Source organism: Methylovulum psychrotolerans (assembly GCF_002209385.1).
Lineage (GTDB): Bacteria > Pseudomonadota > Gammaproteobacteria > Methylococcales > Methylomonadaceae > Methylovulum > Methylovulum psychrotolerans.
On record NZ_CP022129.1, the window covers coordinates 4411113 to 4426419 of the forward strand.

The following is a 15307-nucleotide window of genomic DNA, read 5'->3' on the forward strand; positions in this document are numbered from 1 at the left end:
AAATCAACGGCTTTTTCTGCTAATCTATAGCCCTACCTTTGAGACCTAAAATAGGATTGTGAGTGTTAACTTTTAGACTGTTTATTTTTAGATTATTCTCAGTAACTACGCTGGTCTTGCTATACGGCTGCGCCAGTGCGCCGGATAAGCCGCAGGTTTCCGACGCGGTCCAGGTCGCCGATAAGCCTGCCGTGATTAAGCCTAAGCCCAAAGATGTTAATACTTCTATAGACCCTGATGTGCTGTTTATGCTGTTAACCGCTGAATTGGCAGGACAGCGTGGTCAATATGATATTGCTTTGGAAGGTTATATGGAAGCGGCAAAGCGTGTCCATGACCCGCGTTTTGCCGAACGTGCCGCCATGATAGCCATGTATCTGAAAAACGGCAACAAATTGGATGAAGCAATAAAGATTTGGTTGCGGCAAGACCCTAATAATGCCACGGCGCGGAAATTTGCCGCCTTATCGGCTTTGCAAGCGGGTAACAAAGCGGCGGCTGTGGAGCATATCGAGTCCTTATTGAAAAATGATCCGGCAAATTTTGACAAGGCTTTGTTGGAATTGGCGGGTGTGTTGCAAAAAGCCAATAAGTCCGCGCCGGTTTTGGAGGTGCTGGATACGGTTGCCGCCCGGCATCCTAACCAAGCGATAGTGTATTTTGTCGAGGCCTTGTTGGCAACGCAAATGGACAAGCCGGATTTGGCCGCCGCTAAAGTCGCCGAGGCGTTACGCATACAGCCTAATTGGGATAAGGCCTTAATGCTCCAAGCACAGTTGGCGATTATGTCGGGGCATTTCGATCAGGCGAAAACGGTTCTGAAAGCCGCCGTGCAGAAATCGCCCGATGACATCAAAATCAAAAAGGTGCTGGCGCAGGTTTTGATTAAAAACCGTGACTATGATGAGGCGATCACGCTGTATCAGGCGATTATTAAGGCCAACCCGCAAGAATCCGAGAGCCGTTTGGCTTTAGGTCTGGTGTATTTGCAGGAAGATAAGCCGGATGAGGCCGAAGATGCCCTTACGCCCTTATTGAAAGACCCGCAATGGCAACCGCAAGCCAGTTATTATTTAGGCAAAATTGCCGAGCAGGATAACGACATACCTAAGGCTTTGGCTTGGTACGATAAGGTCAATGACGAACGTTTGGGGTTTGAGGCGGGTATTGCCGCTGTCGGCCTGTTGGGTAGGGATAAGCAATTCGCCCAAGCGGAAAGCCGTGTGGTGGCGTTGGCGAAAAAATATCCGCAACAAAAAGAGCGTATTATTATTGTCCAAGCGGAGTTGTTTAGCCAACAGCGCCAGTATGCCAAGGCCTTTGAGCTATTAAGCAAAGCGTTGGTAGATGAGCCTGATAATAAGGGTTTGCTGTATGCACGCGCTTTGATGGCTGAGCATGTCGGTAAGCTGGACGTATTGGAAGCGGATTTGAAAAAAATCATCGCCCAGCATCCTGATAATGCCGAGGCCTTAAATGCTCTGGGTTACACCTTAGCGGACAAAACCACCCGTTACCAAGAGGCGGAGGGTTATCTGCAACGGGCGTTAAAGCTCTCGCCTGATGAGGCGGTGATTTTGGATAGCTATGGCTGGTTGCAGTTTAAACTGGGTAATACCGCCAAGGCTTTAGATTATCTGCAACGGGCCTACGGCAAGCAGAAAGAGAACGAGATTGCCGGCCATTTGGCCGAGGTGCTGTGGTTCTTGGGCAAGAAAGACCAAGCTAAAAAAATCTTTAATGAGGCTATTAAAGAAGCACCAAGCGACCGCTATTTGCTGGATTTTAAAACCCGCATCTTAGATCCCGCCCAATAGCCATGCGTAGGCCTATTTTTGCGGCGTTAGCTGTGGCGTTATGGTTGTCCGGCTGCAACACCGTTGAAGTCATTCCAGACGGCAGTTATTCAAGGGCGGTGCTGGCCAATAGCCCGCCCTTGCCGGACTGGGCGTTGGAGGGGCGCATGTCCCTAAGCGGCGGCAAAGAGGCTTGGTCGGCGAACCTGCTTTGGCAGCATGACCCGGCGCATGATGAGCTAAAATTGTCCGGTCCTTTAGGGCAGGGCGCGACAATCATCCGTTTGCAGGGCGAGACGGTCAGTATCGACCGGGGCGGCGGCAATGTGCAGACTTCGGCCCAGCCGGAGGCGTTTATTAACCAGCAATTGGGCATGAATGTGCCGATTAAGGCATTAGCTTACTGGATTATCGGCTTGCCGGCTACGGAGCAGGCTTATGTGGACATGCCGTCCGGTTTCCGGCAAGCGGGTTGGCTGGTCGAGTATAAGCAAATGCAGACGGTGGGCCGCCGCGTATTGCCGCGAAAAATGACCGTGATGAACGGACAGGCAAAATTAAAGTTAATTATTGAGCAATGGGTCATAAAGGGTGAGGATGGGCACTAAGCAGGCATTATGGGCGGCGTATTGGCCGGCTCCGGCAAAACTGAATTTAATGCTGCGCATTGTCGGGCGCAGGGCAGACGGTTATCACCTGTTGCAAACGGTGTTCCAGTTTGTCGAACTGGCCGATAAGATCCGCTTCCACCCCGATGCCAGCGGGCGGGTCAGTCTGAAACACCCCTTGCCTGGGGTCGCCGAAGCCGACGACCTGACAGTCAGGGCCGCGAATTTGCTGAAAGCGGCGACGGGCTGTAGCGAAGGGGTTTGTATTGAGGTGGAAAAAAACCTGCCGATGGGCGGCGGCTTGGGCGGCGGCAGTTCCGATGCCGCCACCGTTTTGGTTGCGCTGAATGTCTTATGGGGGCTGCATTTAAGCACCGAGAAGCTCATGGAACTGGGTTTGTCATTAGGGGCGGATGTGCCGATTTTTGCCTTTGGTCAGGCGGCGTGGGCAGAAGGTGTGGGCGAAAAAATTCAGGCCATAACCGTTTCTGAACAATGGGTTGTTATTATTAAGCCGGATTGTCATGTCAATACGAAAGAAATTTTCTGTGCAGAAGGGTTGACAAGAGACAGCAAATCCATCAGAATATCTGACTTTACAGCAGGCCAACAACAAAACGACTGTCTTGATGTGGTCTGCCAGCGTTATCCATCCGTTAAAGATGCTTTAGTTGATTTGTCTGAATTTTCAGATGCAAAATTAACTGGAACTGGGGCTTGTGTTTTTGCACAGTTTGATTCAGAAACAAATGCGATTAGCGCGTACCAGTCACTTAAAACTAAGTGGCAAGTGTACTTGACTAAATCCGTCAATGAATCACCTTTGTTTTCAATGATGAAGTCGGGTGATTTTATATCTTGATTATTGGGTCGTCGCCAAGCGGTAAGGCACGGGGTTTTGATCTCCGCATACCAAGGTTCGAATCCTTGCGACCCAGCCATTTTACCACACTGAGTTAAATTCTATTTGGGAGAGCTTGAATGAATGACACCTCGATGATGGTGTTTTCTGGAAATGCTAACTTAGCCTTGTCCGAAGGTATTGTTAAGAAGTTGAATATGCGCCTAGGGATGGCGGCAGTCGGCAGGTTTAGTGATGGGGAAATTGCGGTAGAGATTGAAGAGAATGTCCGTGGTAAAGACGTTTTTATTATCCAACCTACTTGCGCTCCTACCAATGAGAATTTAATGGAGTTACTGGTGATGATTGATGCGCTTAAACGGGCATCGGCATCACGGATTACCGCAGTCATGCCATACTATGGCTATGCTAGGCAAGATCGGCGGTCGCGCTCGGCGCGTGTGCCTATCAGCGCTAAGCTGGTTGCGAAAATGATTGAGCAGGCTGGGGCTAGCCGTTTGTTGACGGTTGACTTACATGCTGATCAAATCCAAGGTTTTTTTGATATACCTGTTGATAATGTCTATGCCTCGCCCATTTTGCTGGGTGACATTTGGCGGCAACAGTATAAAGATTTGATTGTCGTCTCCCCCGATGTGGGTGGCGTAGTCAGGGCAAGGGCGTTAGCCAAACGTTTGAATGATGCCGATTTGGCGATTATCGACAAACGGCGCTTAAAAGCCAATGTCGCCGAAGTCATGCACATTATTGGCGATGTTGATGGCCGCAGTTGTATCCTGATTGACGACATTGTCGATACCGCAGGCACTTTATGCCACGCAGCGGCAGCGTTAAAAAAGCACGGGGCCGTCAAGGTCTTGGCTTATTGTACACATGCCGTGCTGTCAGGTTCGGCAATGAAAAACTTGGCGGGTTCGGCACTGGACGAATTGGTGGTTACTGACACCATACCGTTAAGCCAAGAAGCGATAGATTCAGGAAAAATAAGACAATTGACAGTTGCCGAAATGTTGGCGGAGACGATAAGACGTATCGCCGTCGGTGAGTCGGTCAGTTCGCTGTATGTTGATTAAAAGTTTAATAAAAGCACGTTGAAGTGCGGGGTTGAAAAGAGAATGTCTAACGTATTTGAGTTTGTAGCCGAAAGTCGCGCCAATTCTGGAAAGAGTTCGGCAAGACGTTCACGTCGTCTAGGTAATGTGCCTGCGGTAATTTATGGTGGTCAAAGTGAACCTCAAATGTTGGTGTTGAACCACAATGAAGTGATCAAGCACCTTGAACACGAAGCCGTTTATTCGCATGTTTTAGACATTACGGTTGACGGAAAAACCGAAAAAGCCATTCTGAAAGGTGTACAACGCAACCCTGCAAAATTCCAAATCCTGCATTTGGATTTCCTGCGCGTTGATATGGCGGCGACTGTTAAAGTCCATGTGCCTTTGCATTTTATCAATGAAAGCTCTTCAGTCGGCATCAAAAAAGGCGGCGTTGCCACCCATTCAATGGTTGACGTTGAAGTGTCTTGTTTGCCATCTGCTTTACCCGAATTCATTGAAGTCGATCTGTCTAACTTAGATGTCTCTGAAACCCTACATTTGTCCGATTTGGTTCTGCCAGCGGGTGTTGAAGTGGTTGCTTTGGCACAAGGCGAAGACCATAACCTGCCGGTCGTCACTATTTCTGCGACCCGCACCGCCAGCTAAGCTATTTGCTTAAGCCTTGATTAAACCCTGTCATGATTAAATTGATTGTTGGTTTAGGTAATCCAGGCCGTCAGTACGAAAAAACCCGGCATAATGCCGGGTTTTTGTTTTTAGACGATTTGCTGGCCAGCACGGGCGGCAGTTGGCAACTGGACGGCAAATTCCAAGCTTTTGTGGCGGAATCCGCCATTGCCTACCAAAAAGTCCTGTTCTTAAAGCCCGAAACCTTTATGAACCGTAGCGGGCAGTCGGTCGGCAAAGCGGTGCGTTATTATAAAATCCAGCCGGATGAAATTCTGGTCGTCCATGACGAATTGGATTTTGCGGTCGGCGTGGTTAAGCTGAAAAAAGGCGGCGGCCATGCGGGTCATAACGGTTTGCGGGATATTATCGCGCATCTGGGCAGTAATGATTTTTACCGTCTGCGCATCGGCATTGGCCGTCCTGCGGCGGGTAAAGTCGTCGCCGATTATGTCCTCTCGGAACCTGCCAAAGCCGAATGGCCGTTGCTGGAAGACAGTTTCGCCTTAGCCAAGCCTTATATAGGCCAAATCGTCAGCGGTGATATTGCGGCGGCTATGAATAAGCTCAATACCTAATCCCCCTCCCGTTTTACCTTAACCTCCCCATCTTCTCCGCGTTTTACTGGACTTGTTGCAAGCCAGGTCGGCCTTTTTTGGCGCACCCCTACCGCAAAAAAGCAATTTTGGCGTAATTATTGGATAATTGCCGCTCACACAGGCGGTGAAATGCCCTATAATTGCCCTAAAAATAACCCTCTTAGACAATAGGGCCTTCTTGCCCTCCATACTTCCAATAACAAGGTAGCACTATGACGAAAACCATTATCCAGACTGATAAAGCCCCCCAAGCCATCGGCACTTATTCGCAAGCGGTCAAGGTTGGCCAGGCGGTTTATCTTTCGGGACAAATTCCTTTGGTGCCAGAGACCATGACCTTGGTCGAAGGCGACATTGCCGCGCAAATCACCCGTGTGTTTGACAACCTGCAAGCGGTTGCCGAGGCGGCGGGCGGCAGTTTTGCCGATGTGGTTAAGTTAAATGTGTTTCTGACCGATTTGGCGAATTTTCCGGTGGTGAATGAGATTATGGGGCAGTATTTCCAACAGCCTTATCCGGCGCGGGCAGCTATTGGGGTTGCGGCGTTACCGAAAGGCGCGGCGGTGGAAATGGATGCCATCATGCACTTGCCTGTCCAAGAATATCCCTTGTAAGCGGATTGCTTCAATAATAGGCTTAAGGGTGTAAGGTTCCCGTTATGAGCATCCTTAAGCAGCCCGTCATCAGTTTAAGCGGCATAGGGGCGCAAACGGCCAACCGTTTGGAGAAGCTGGGCTTGCGGACCTTGCAAGATTTAGTGTTCCATTTGCCGCACCGTTATGAAGACCGTACCCGTGTCTGCCGGATGGGCGACTTGGTAGTGGGCATGACTGCCTTGGTGTGCGGCAAAGTGGAATTTGTCGATATTTTGCCCAGAGGCCGCAAAAGCTTGGTGTGCAAAATCAGCGACGGCAGCGGGGCGTTGATGCTGCGCTTTTTCCATTTTTCCGCCAACCAGCATACTTTGTTCAAGCCCGATACTTGGTTATGCGTGTTTGCCGAAGTGCGCTATGGCATGGCAGGCTTGGAAATGGTGCACCCGGATTATACGGTAATCAGCGGCCCTGAGGCGGCAGTCGTGGAGACCCGCTTAACTCCCGTGTATCCATTGACCGAAGGCCTAAGCCAAAGCGTTATCCGTAAAGCGGTCAAACAAGCCTTACAGCATTGCCAGCAACAGCCGCACTTATTGGCGGATGCCGTGCCTGCCGAGATTTTGCAGGCCTACGGCTATCCGCCTTTAGCCGAAGCCATCCAAACCCTACATGCCCCCGATGAAAGCGTAACGGTAGCAGCCTTGCAAAACGGCACGGTGCCGGCCTTAAAACGCTTGGCGTTTGAAGAATTGCTCGCCCACCATTTGCGTTTATGTACGCTCAAGCACCAGGCGCGGGCGTGGCAAGCCCCGGTATTTAGCGAAGAGGCACGTTTAACGGCACAGTTTTTAAGTGGCTTGCCGTTTGCCCTGACAGGGGCGCAGCGGCGGGTACTGGACGAAATCGTCGCCGATTGCCGCCAAGCCAAGCCGATGATGCGCCTAGTGCAGGGCGATGTCGGTTCGGGTAAGACCATTGTCGCCGCCTATACCGCTTTGCTGGCCATGGCGGCGGGCTATCAAGTCGCCCTGATGGCACCTACCGAGCTGTTGGCGGAGCAACATCTACGGAATTTTAGCGCGTGGTTTGTCGAATTTGCCGTACAAGTGGGTTTTTTAAGCGGGCAATCAAAAGGCCGCGCCCGGCAGGCGATATTGCAAAGCTTGGCAGATGGTTCGGTCAATCTGGTGATCGGCACCCATGCCTTATTCCAAGATACCGTGCAGTTCCAGAACTTAGGGCTGGTGATTATCGACGAGCAGCACCGTTTTGGTGTCCACCAGCGTTTGGCGTTGCGGGAAAAAGGCCAACAAGCGGGCTGCCGTCCTCACCAATTGGTGATGACCGCCACGCCCATTCCGCGCACCTTGGCGATGTTACAGTATGCCGATTTGGACATTTCCATTATTGATGAACTGCCGCCGGGGCGGCAACCCGTGGTGACCCGCGTTATCCCGTCCGAACGCCGTGCCGAGGTGATTGGCCGCATTAACGAATGGGTGGGCAAACGCCGCCAAGTTTACTGGGTCTGTACCCTGATTGAAGAGTCCGAAGTCTTGGAATGCCAAGCCGCCGAAAAAACCGCCGAATTATTGGCGCAAGCCTTACCCGCAGTGCGGGTCGGACTGGTGCATGGGCGCATGAAAAGTGCGGAAAAAGACGCGGTGATGCAGGCCTTTAAACAGCATAGCCTAGATTTATTGGTCGCCACCACGGTGATTGAAGTCGGAGTGGATGTGCCGAATGCCGGGTTGATGATTATCGAAAATCCCGAACGCCTAGGCCTGTCGCAATTGCACCAGTTGCGCGGGCGGGTAGGGCGGGGCGAAGGCGAAAGTTTTTGCTTGCTGATGTACCAAGCGCCGTTATCGGAAACCGCACGGCAACGGCTGGGCATTTTGCGGGACAGTAACGACGGCTTTGTGATTGCCGAAAAAGATTTGCAACTGCGTGGCCCTGGTGAAGTGATGGGAACCCGCCAAACCGGAGCCATGCAATTTAAAGTCGCCGATTTGCAGCGTGACGGCGAGCTGATTGCCGCCATTGCCCAGATCAGCGGCCAGCTTTTTACTGACTCCCCCGAAGCGATAGCATTGCTCTGCGACCGCTGGTTGGGTACCGAAACGCTTTACGCCGAGGTGTAGTAAGTTTGACCACAAGAAGCCTGTTAGTGACCCGTGACCCTGTATGGTTGCCGAATCGGCGCGGTATCCGCCAGCAACTGCCCAAGGCCGTGCAATCATGGACGTATGAAACCGGATCATTGACCCAACGCCTACGCCGCGCTTACGGCAGTGCCGTAAAAGTCAGCCTGCTGCATTTACAGTGGCAAACCCCATTCCTCAGCGAACAACAACGCTTGCAATTGCCCGCACGGCGTTACGCGCTGGTGCGGGAAGTCTTGCTACACGCCGACGGCCAACCCTTGATACTCGCCCGCACCGTCATCCCTGCCAGCACCATCGCCTTTGCCCATAGCAATCTGGCAAAACTCGGCACCCGCCCTTTAGGCGAAGTGATTTTCGCCTATCCGAAATTGGCGCGTTTGCAGTTGGATGTGGCGTTAGTGCAGCCTGTTTTATGGACACCCGCCACCTGTGCATTGGCGGCAGTGGCCGCTCCGGTGTGGGGGCGGCGTACGGTGTATGGATTACAGCATCAGCATTTGTTAGTTAGTGAGTTTTTTTTGCCGGGGAGTTTGGCGGTTTAGGGGGGCTGTGGAAAATGAATGTTTATTGATAGGGATGCAGATGAAGCCCTGCTATAACTTAGAAGAATTGTTGGCGCAGTGCGATGCTACTGCCGACCTTGATGTTGCAGAGCAAGAATGGTTAAACGCCAATGCCCAAGGTGGGGAGTTGTTGTGATCGGCGGCTGTGGTAGTGGTTGCGCAAGCGTGATCAGATAGAAACTATTTTTTTCCGTCATAACGACATGAATTCACGTATATAGCCAAGCCAATATAATTTGATATGATAATAGGCTATTGTAAAAACGATCATCTTGAATGGAAAACGAATGGCTTATCCAGCGGCATTCAGAAAAAAACTGCTTTCAGTGATGAAAGAACAGGGCCTGACCATCCCGGAAGCCGCGCATCGCCGACAAGCCCGTCGCCGTTGCAAAGCCTTGATTGCAGATCAGGTAGTCTGTGTAGAGTTCTATTTTTTCTTTTTCCATCCGTCAATGATACTCTTTTTGGGATGGGGTGCGTAACATCAGTTAAGTAAATTCTATCTGATGGCCCTTCCACCCAAATAATGCAGTTGGTTTGCAAAATATCCGATGCTTTGTAACCTAAATCATTACAAATAGCCGAGCGTTGCTGCGTACTGGATATAGCTTCTACTTGAGAAGCTCCGTTAAACTGGGTGACGTGAAAAATTTCTGCTTCTACGGCATCTAAAAGGTGTGCCGAATGGGTTGTGAAGAAATATTGGTTACTGGTTTCTTCTGATAAGTATTTGATTAATTTTCTTTGCAATAATGGATGTAAATGCAGTTCTGGCTCTTCTACGCAGACAATGGTTTCATCTAATAATGTCGCGGCAGCCGCGATGATAATGACTTCATGAATGCCAGTCCCTAAGGATTCAAGAGGCAATATTTTATTATCCATCTCCACTAAGATCATTTGTCGGTCATGTGGGATTTCAATCCTAGCCGTTGGGTTGCTTAAGACATTCTGCAAAAAATGGTTAATGGCAATAAATTTTTCTTTATGTCTTTGTTCTGACAGTAAAGGGTTTTGTATTTTGGCTAATTTTTCAATAATTCCTTCGCCGCTAAAATCAGATGCCTGGCTTCCTGCGGCTCCGATTTTTCTGATGGCTGGGATAATTTCAACTGTTGGCGATGACCTTGGTCTGAAAGCGATGGCGTTAATAGTTTCTGGTATCCAATGAGCATCTATGTTTCCTTCTTGTTGTCTAGTAAGACAACTCCAAAGCCTCTGCCATGAATTAGCATCGAAAACATTTTTGATATTATCAGTATTTATTTCTAATGAAAAAGGCTCATAAATATTGCTGGATTTATATGTAAACCAAATATCTCCATTTGCATCTCCAAGATAATGAAGAATCTTTGCTATAGTATTGGTATTAAAGGGGTCTAAGTTTTTGTCAGCGGCATAATTATCGATATCATTTTTAAATAATGGAAAAGATATTCTGTATGTTGAAATTGAATCAGAGATATGGTCATCAGTAGCGTGGATTGTTAGATTTCTTCTATCCGAAGTAGAACCCTTTACGCTAGAAAGAAAATAAGGATATCGGTAAGCCATAAAATTTATTATATTCGACTTGCCAACATTGTTTTGCCCAATAATAAAGTTAATTTTTTTCAGCGGTCCTATTTTTACTAAATCATTCCCAAAGCTTCTATAACCAGAAAAGCCAAAGCCATTTAACAACATCGTCGAATCCTAAAAAGTGCCATTTACAGCCATTAATTTGTTAGGGTAATTATAGCGGGTATGGCATCAGCTTGTTTAAGATTGTAAGAACCAAATATCTTATGTTTTAGTGTTTAATCCAGTGGATGAGACGTTGACAATTAATCAACATCCGATTCCTCCAAAAACCGCCGCTGTATCACGCTGACCACTGCCCCGGTCGGGTCGGGTGGGGTGTAGTGCCACGGCTCGAAGGTATCGCCGAGCAGTTTTGCTGCGCCATAGGTGATGAGGCCGCCGACTATTTGGCGGTGGTAGCATTCGGTGGCGGTGTTGCTGAGGTCTACTAACAGGGGTTTGCCTGTAAAGGCTGCTTCTGAACACATGGATAAGGAGTCGCCAGTGACGACGAACAGGTCGGCGTGGGCGAGTAGGGCGTGGTAGAAGTTGTCGGCGAGGTGTTGCCAGTCGAAGGCTTGGTAGGGGATGCCGTCCAGTCCGGCCAGTAGGGCGTTTAGGGCGGGGGCGGGGGTGCGGCGGCTGTTGGTGATGATTAAGCTGCCGCCTAGGGTTTTGCTGATGGCGGCGACCCGTGTGGCTAAGCGTTGGGCGTGGTCTTCGGTGAAGCCGTCGCAGTAGCGGGTGTTGCCGCCGACCAGCAGGGCGATGAGTGGGCGGGGCAGGGTGTCGAAGTAGGCGGCGTGTTGCTGGCGGGCGTGGCGTAAGTTGTCTTGGCTGAGTTGGTGCGGTACGCCGACCAGGGTAACGATATTGTCGCCCGCCAGTTGCGGCGAGGCGATCAGGTCGTATTCGGCCAGCCTGGGGTGGTGTTCGTCGGGTAAGATGGAGGCTAGGTAAATGGTGACTAATTGCCCCGCAAACAGCGGGCGCAAGTCGGCGATGGCGGCGGTGGTCTCTTCGCCGGTGCCGCTGATGACCAGTAAGGGCGTGGCGGTATTGCCTTGGGTTTCATGCCGATAGCGTTGCTGTAAGTGCCGTCCATAAGTGCGGCTAGGCGCTTCAGGTAGGGGGATGAGTTGGTAGCCATAGCCTAGGCGTTCCGCCAAACCGATACGCGCGTGCAGTTCGCCTGTGTAGGTGCTGTCCACGACCCAGACCAGCGGTTTGGCCTTATTGGGATTGCTTGTCATGGTCTTGTCCCCGTTCGCTCAAATCCTGTGCGGCCTTCGCGCCCTCGGCGATGGCATTGACGACTGACTTATGCCGTGCGTTGGCGACATCACCGATGGCATACACCCACGGTAGGTTGGTGCGTTGCGCGGCATCGGTTTGGATATAGCCGTGCTCGGTCGCCAAGCCGTCTAAGGCGCTCAAGCCTGCCAAGCTATCGGTGTTGGCGGTAAAGCCCAGCCGGGCAAAAATCCGTGCTACGGTGATGCTGCCGCCTTGGCTTAAGGCTAGGGTAACGCCGTTCGGGTGGCTGTGGAAGGCAGTCACTTGGGTGTGGGTGCGTTCTTGTATCTGGCCTAGATTGATGTATTTTTGTACGGCTTGGCGCACCGCCGCGCGGGCTTTGGGGACGGTGCGGACTACGAGTTGGACGTAAGCTCCGGCTTGGGCGGCATCTTGGGCGGTCAGGTAGGCGTTATCGCCGCCGCCGATGACCGCAACGGTTTTACCTGCTAGGGCATCGGGCGGTAGCAAGTGGTCAAAGGGAAAGCTGCTGATTAGCCCGGCTGCGGCGGCGAAGCCGGGCAGGGGCGCGAAAACTTCTAGGCCTAAGGTGCGCACCCCGGTGGCGATGACGATGGCGCAAAAGTTGAGTGTGTACGGCTGGTCGGCTTGCCGGACGGTGGCGGTAAAGCCGTGGGCGGCGGCGGTCAGTGCCAGCAGTTGGGCAGAGTAGATAATGTCTATGGTTTCTTGGCGGATATGGGCGGCGTAAAGCGCGGCCAGTTCTGCCCCCGTTTTGTCGGGCATCCCTAGCACCCAGCGGTTGACGCGGTGCAAATCCCGCAATTGCCCGCCCAGTTGGGGGTGTTGTTCGATGATAACGGGTGTGTAGCCGAGGTGTTTTAGCCACAACGCACAGGCCATGCCCGCCACGCCGCCGCCGATAATGGCGACTTTTGCCGATGTAGAAGCGTTAACCATAAGCCGTCAATACTGCCCGTCTGGCAGGCAGTCTGTGCCTACAACAGCCCGCAGGCAGGTTTTGGCGGTCGGTAACATAGCGGCTCCTGGGTGGTTAACGTTGGGTGGCGGCTGAACTCCCAACACTTTACCTGAAATTTGCGCGTAAGCAAATAAAACCGCCGCTGTTGATTGGGTTTGCAGCTTGTGCTGTGGATTTATTCTTGATGGGTTGGCACAACAAGATGGTGCGGTTTGGCTATAGGATTATTTAATTTGGCTATGTCACCGTTAATGGTGGAAGCCTTAAAAGGCGCGGCTTTGGGCGAAAATTACAGCCTACCTTTAAGTAAGGCTTTTCACAGGAAATAAAAAGTGTTCAACAATTAATGTTGACATAGCCATTAAAGGTAATAAATAAAAAGCCAAAAAGGTGATAAATAAAAAGCCAATAATAGGCTAAAAGCTAGTTTACCGATTAGCTGGCGGGTATGTTTAATTGCGAGTGCCGAACAATATATCGCCCCAAGATAGACGAAGATACTAACGATTGCAAAGACCCATGAGTAAATAGATCCTTGCAGTGATAAAAATAGGGCGCTCAGAATGCCATTTAAAGGAATAGCACCAATCGCGCAGGCTTGATAATCTGAAGGGTGCATCTAAACCTCGTCCCTCTTGAGATCCGTAGTCTACATAAATCATCCCGTTAAGGCATGTGTATAAAAGAATTTCGTTGCTTAAGGCAAGTAGCAAAAAAGCGGTTGCGTGAGGCTAAAGACGGTAGGGATGTTGCACGGCAACGTCTTGAAGCCTATAAGCGCACCATCAGCTAAAGTTTAGCCAGCCCAAAGGTGGCTAAAGACGTTGCCGTGCAACGTCTTTACAACAGATTTTATTTTATGCACATTCCTAAAGGCTTTTGTGAGCCATCACTCTGGTGGTGCTTCCAAAGCCACATCCACCCGCCATTGCAAGGGCTTGGTTTTGGCCATAGCTGCCCATAATTGCGCGTAGCTTTGCTGTAATAGCGGGTGCTGTAAGTCGGGGGCGATTTCCGCCAACGGCTCCAGGACAAAGGCATAGCGTTCTATATCGGGGCGGGGCAGTTGCAGGCTGTCGTCGTTGATGACGGTGTCGCCGTAGAGCAGCAAATCCAGGTCTAACGTCCGCGCCGAGAATTTTTGGCTGTCCGCCGGGCGGCCATGGGCAAATTCCAGTTTCCGCAACAGTTGGGCGATGGTGTGGACATCCAATTCGGAATTGAAACCGACCACCAGATTGTAAAAGGGGGCGCCGGGAAAGCCCACCGCGTCGGCTTCATAAACACTGGACACCACCAGTTCGCCGAACAGGTGGTGCAGCGCCTGCACCCCCGCCGCGATATGTTTATTGCGTTCGATATTGCTGCCGATGCTGATATAACCGATGGTCATGTGCTTTTTACTCCCCGTTCGATGGTGATGCCGACATCAATACCGCTGCCTATCGCGCCTTTTTTGTTCAGGGTGATTTTTACCCACGGCACGGCAAATTCACCGAGGATCAGCTCGGCAATTTCTGAAATCAGCCGCTCCACCAGAAAAAATTCGCTGGCTTGGACAAAGCTGATGATGCGGTCGGAGACGGTCTTATAGTCCAAGGCATAGCGGATGTCGTCGGTGTCCGCCGCTTTGGCAATGTCAAAAGCCATTTCAATATCTAAAATCACGGTTTGCCGTTGCTGCCGTTCCCAATCATAAATGCCGATCAGGGTATCAATTTTAAGGCCGCCTAAAAAAACGATGTCCATATTTAAGGTTCCGCGTGGTCTGCTAAAAAGCCGCTAGTATCGGGGAAATGCACGGGGTGTACAAGTTTACTTTTTGGGGGCTTGGCGCTGACTCAGCGTCTAAAACCATCAATAACACGCCCTTCGCCTTAAAGTGCTAAAATCGCGCTTTTTTACGGTCGCCATTACAGGAAACGCACATGCTACACGAAGTCATCAATTGGCTTGTCACTACCATCGGCTCTATGGGTTATACGGGCATTTTTTTGCTGATGGCGATGGAGAGTTCGGTCATCCCCATCCCTAGCGAAATTATTATGCCGCCCGCCGGGTATTTGGTGCATGAGGGCAAAATGAATATGGCGCTGGTGATTGTTAGCGGCACCTTGGGCAGTCTGTTCGGGGCTTACGTCAATTACTTTGCCGCGCATTGGCTGGGCCGGCCTTTGTTGGTGAAATATGGCCATTATGTGCTGATCCGTGAAGAGACTTTAGTGCGGGTTGAGCGCTATTTTGCCGAGCATGGCGAGATTTCCACTTTTATAGGCCGCTTGTTGCCGGTTATCCGCCATCTGATTTCCATACCCGCTGGTTTGGCGGGCATGAACCACCTCAAGTTTTCCCTCTATACCTTACTGGGGGCGTTTCTTTGGGTGACTATCCTCACCTTTGTCGGTTATTTTCTGGGGGAAAACCAAGCGTTGATTGCGCAGTATTCGCATCAGATTGTTTTAGGGCTGTTGGTGTTTAGCGCCATCTTGGTGGCGGTGTATTGGCAGGTGAAGGTCAGACCTAAGCAGTAGGGCTTTGCCGCCGCTGTTTTGGCTTTGCTCGGTCTGGCTATCGTGCAGTGGCTGA

Annotated in this window: 15 protein-coding genes, 1 tRNA gene and 1 pseudogene; 11 read left to right on the forward strand and 6 right to left on the reverse strand. The window is 50.8% G+C overall.

The features are described 5' to 3' along the window. Window positions 1–62 precede the first annotated feature (62 nt). The 10 genes from CEK71_RS19865 to CEK71_RS19910 all read left to right on the forward strand — a co-directional run bounded on the left by CEK71_RS19865 (window position 63) and on the right by CEK71_RS19910 (window position 8895). Window positions 63–1817, forward strand: coding sequence for a tetratricopeptide repeat protein (locus tag CEK71_RS19865; protein ID WP_232463697.1), 1755 nt, complete (start codon window positions 63–65; stop codon window positions 1815–1817). 2 nt (window positions 1818–1819) lie between these two features. Continuing rightward, the gene (gene lolB, locus CEK71_RS19870) at window positions 1820–2404 is read left to right on the forward strand and encodes a lipoprotein insertase outer membrane protein LolB (RefSeq protein ID WP_088621008.1); all 585 of its coding nucleotides are present in this window, start codon (window positions 1820–1822) and stop codon (window positions 2402–2404) included. Further along, window positions 2394–3266 (forward strand): 4-(cytidine 5'-diphospho)-2-C-methyl-D-erythritol kinase, encoded by an 873-nt coding sequence (gene ispE, locus CEK71_RS19875; RefSeq protein WP_088621009.1) that lies wholly within the window; start codon window positions 2394–2396, stop codon window positions 3264–3266. Before lolB ends, ispE begins: the two co-directional genes overlap by 11 nt. A 4-nt stretch (window positions 3267–3270) precedes the next feature. Continuing rightward, window positions 3271–3345 (forward strand) — tRNA-Gln (locus tag CEK71_RS19880). A 40-nt stretch (window positions 3346–3385) separates the two neighbouring features. Then, entirely contained in the window at window positions 3386–4339 is a 954-nt protein-coding gene (locus CEK71_RS19885) for a ribose-phosphate diphosphokinase (protein ID WP_088621010.1), read from the forward strand. 42 nt (window positions 4340–4381) lie between these two features. Next, entirely contained in the window at window positions 4382–4969 is a 588-nt protein-coding gene (locus CEK71_RS19890; RefSeq protein WP_088621011.1) for a 50S ribosomal protein L25/general stress protein Ctc, read from the forward strand. Between the two features lie 32 nt (window positions 4970–5001). Then, entirely contained in the window at window positions 5002–5568 is a 567-nt protein-coding gene (pth, locus tag CEK71_RS19895; RefSeq protein ID WP_088621012.1) for an aminoacyl-tRNA hydrolase, read from the forward strand. 233 nt (window positions 5569–5801) lie between these two features. Further along, window positions 5802–6203, forward strand: coding sequence for a RidA family protein (locus CEK71_RS19900; protein ID WP_088621013.1), 402 nt, complete (start codon window positions 5802–5804; stop codon window positions 6201–6203). 44 nt (window positions 6204–6247) lie between these two features. Continuing rightward, window positions 6248–8329: an ATP-dependent DNA helicase RecG gene (gene recG / locus CEK71_RS19905; protein ID WP_088621014.1), complete on the forward strand. Its 2082-nt coding sequence runs from the start codon at window positions 6248–6250 to the stop codon at window positions 8327–8329. A gap of 5 nt (window positions 8330–8334) precedes the next feature. Then, entirely contained in the window at window positions 8335–8895 is a 561-nt protein-coding gene (locus tag CEK71_RS19910; protein WP_088621015.1) for a chorismate--pyruvate lyase family protein, read from the forward strand. A gap of 702 nt (window positions 8896–9597) precedes the next feature. On the opposite strand, the pseudogene CEK71_RS19915 reads toward CEK71_RS19910, so the two are convergent. From CEK71_RS19915 to folB, 6 genes and pseudogenes are all read right to left on the reverse strand, one after another. Then, window positions 9598–10605: pseudogene (locus CEK71_RS19915) on the reverse strand (ATP-dependent nuclease); the annotation flags it as partial. A gap of 140 nt (window positions 10606–10745) precedes the next feature. Further along, on the reverse strand, window positions 10746–11735 hold the full coding sequence (locus CEK71_RS19920; RefSeq protein ID WP_232463698.1) for an ELM1/GtrOC1 family putative glycosyltransferase: 990 nt from the start codon (window positions 11733–11735) through the stop codon (window positions 10746–10748). Next, window positions 11716–12699 carry an NAD(P)/FAD-dependent oxidoreductase gene (locus CEK71_RS19925; protein ID WP_088621017.1) on the reverse strand — a complete coding sequence of 328 codons (984 nt, stop codon included), beginning with the start codon at window positions 12697–12699 and terminating at the stop codon, window positions 11716–11718. Before CEK71_RS19925 ends, CEK71_RS19920 begins: the two co-directional genes overlap by 20 nt. A gap of 383 nt (window positions 12700–13082) precedes the next feature. Then, complete coding sequence (locus CEK71_RS19930) at window positions 13083–13340, reverse strand: hypothetical protein (protein ID WP_088621018.1); 258 nt, start codon at window positions 13338–13340, stop codon at window positions 13083–13085. Window positions 13341–13610: 270 nt separating this feature from the next. After that, the gene (gene folK / locus CEK71_RS19935) at window positions 13611–14114 is read right to left on the reverse strand and encodes a 2-amino-4-hydroxy-6-hydroxymethyldihydropteridine diphosphokinase (protein WP_088621019.1); all 504 of its coding nucleotides are present in this window, start codon (window positions 14112–14114) and stop codon (window positions 13611–13613) included. Further along, the gene (gene folB / locus CEK71_RS19940) at window positions 14111–14470 is read right to left on the reverse strand and encodes a dihydroneopterin aldolase (RefSeq protein WP_088621020.1); all 360 of its coding nucleotides are present in this window, start codon (window positions 14468–14470) and stop codon (window positions 14111–14113) included. The genes folK and folB overlap by 4 nt, the downstream gene beginning before the upstream one ends. Before the next feature lie 179 nt (window positions 14471–14649). Here folB and CEK71_RS19945 point away from each other — a divergent pair, with 179 nt between their 5' ends. Continuing rightward, window positions 14650–15252, forward strand: coding sequence for a DedA family protein (locus CEK71_RS19945; protein ID WP_088621021.1), 603 nt, complete (start codon window positions 14650–14652; stop codon window positions 15250–15252). Window positions 15253–15307 lie beyond the last annotated feature (55 nt).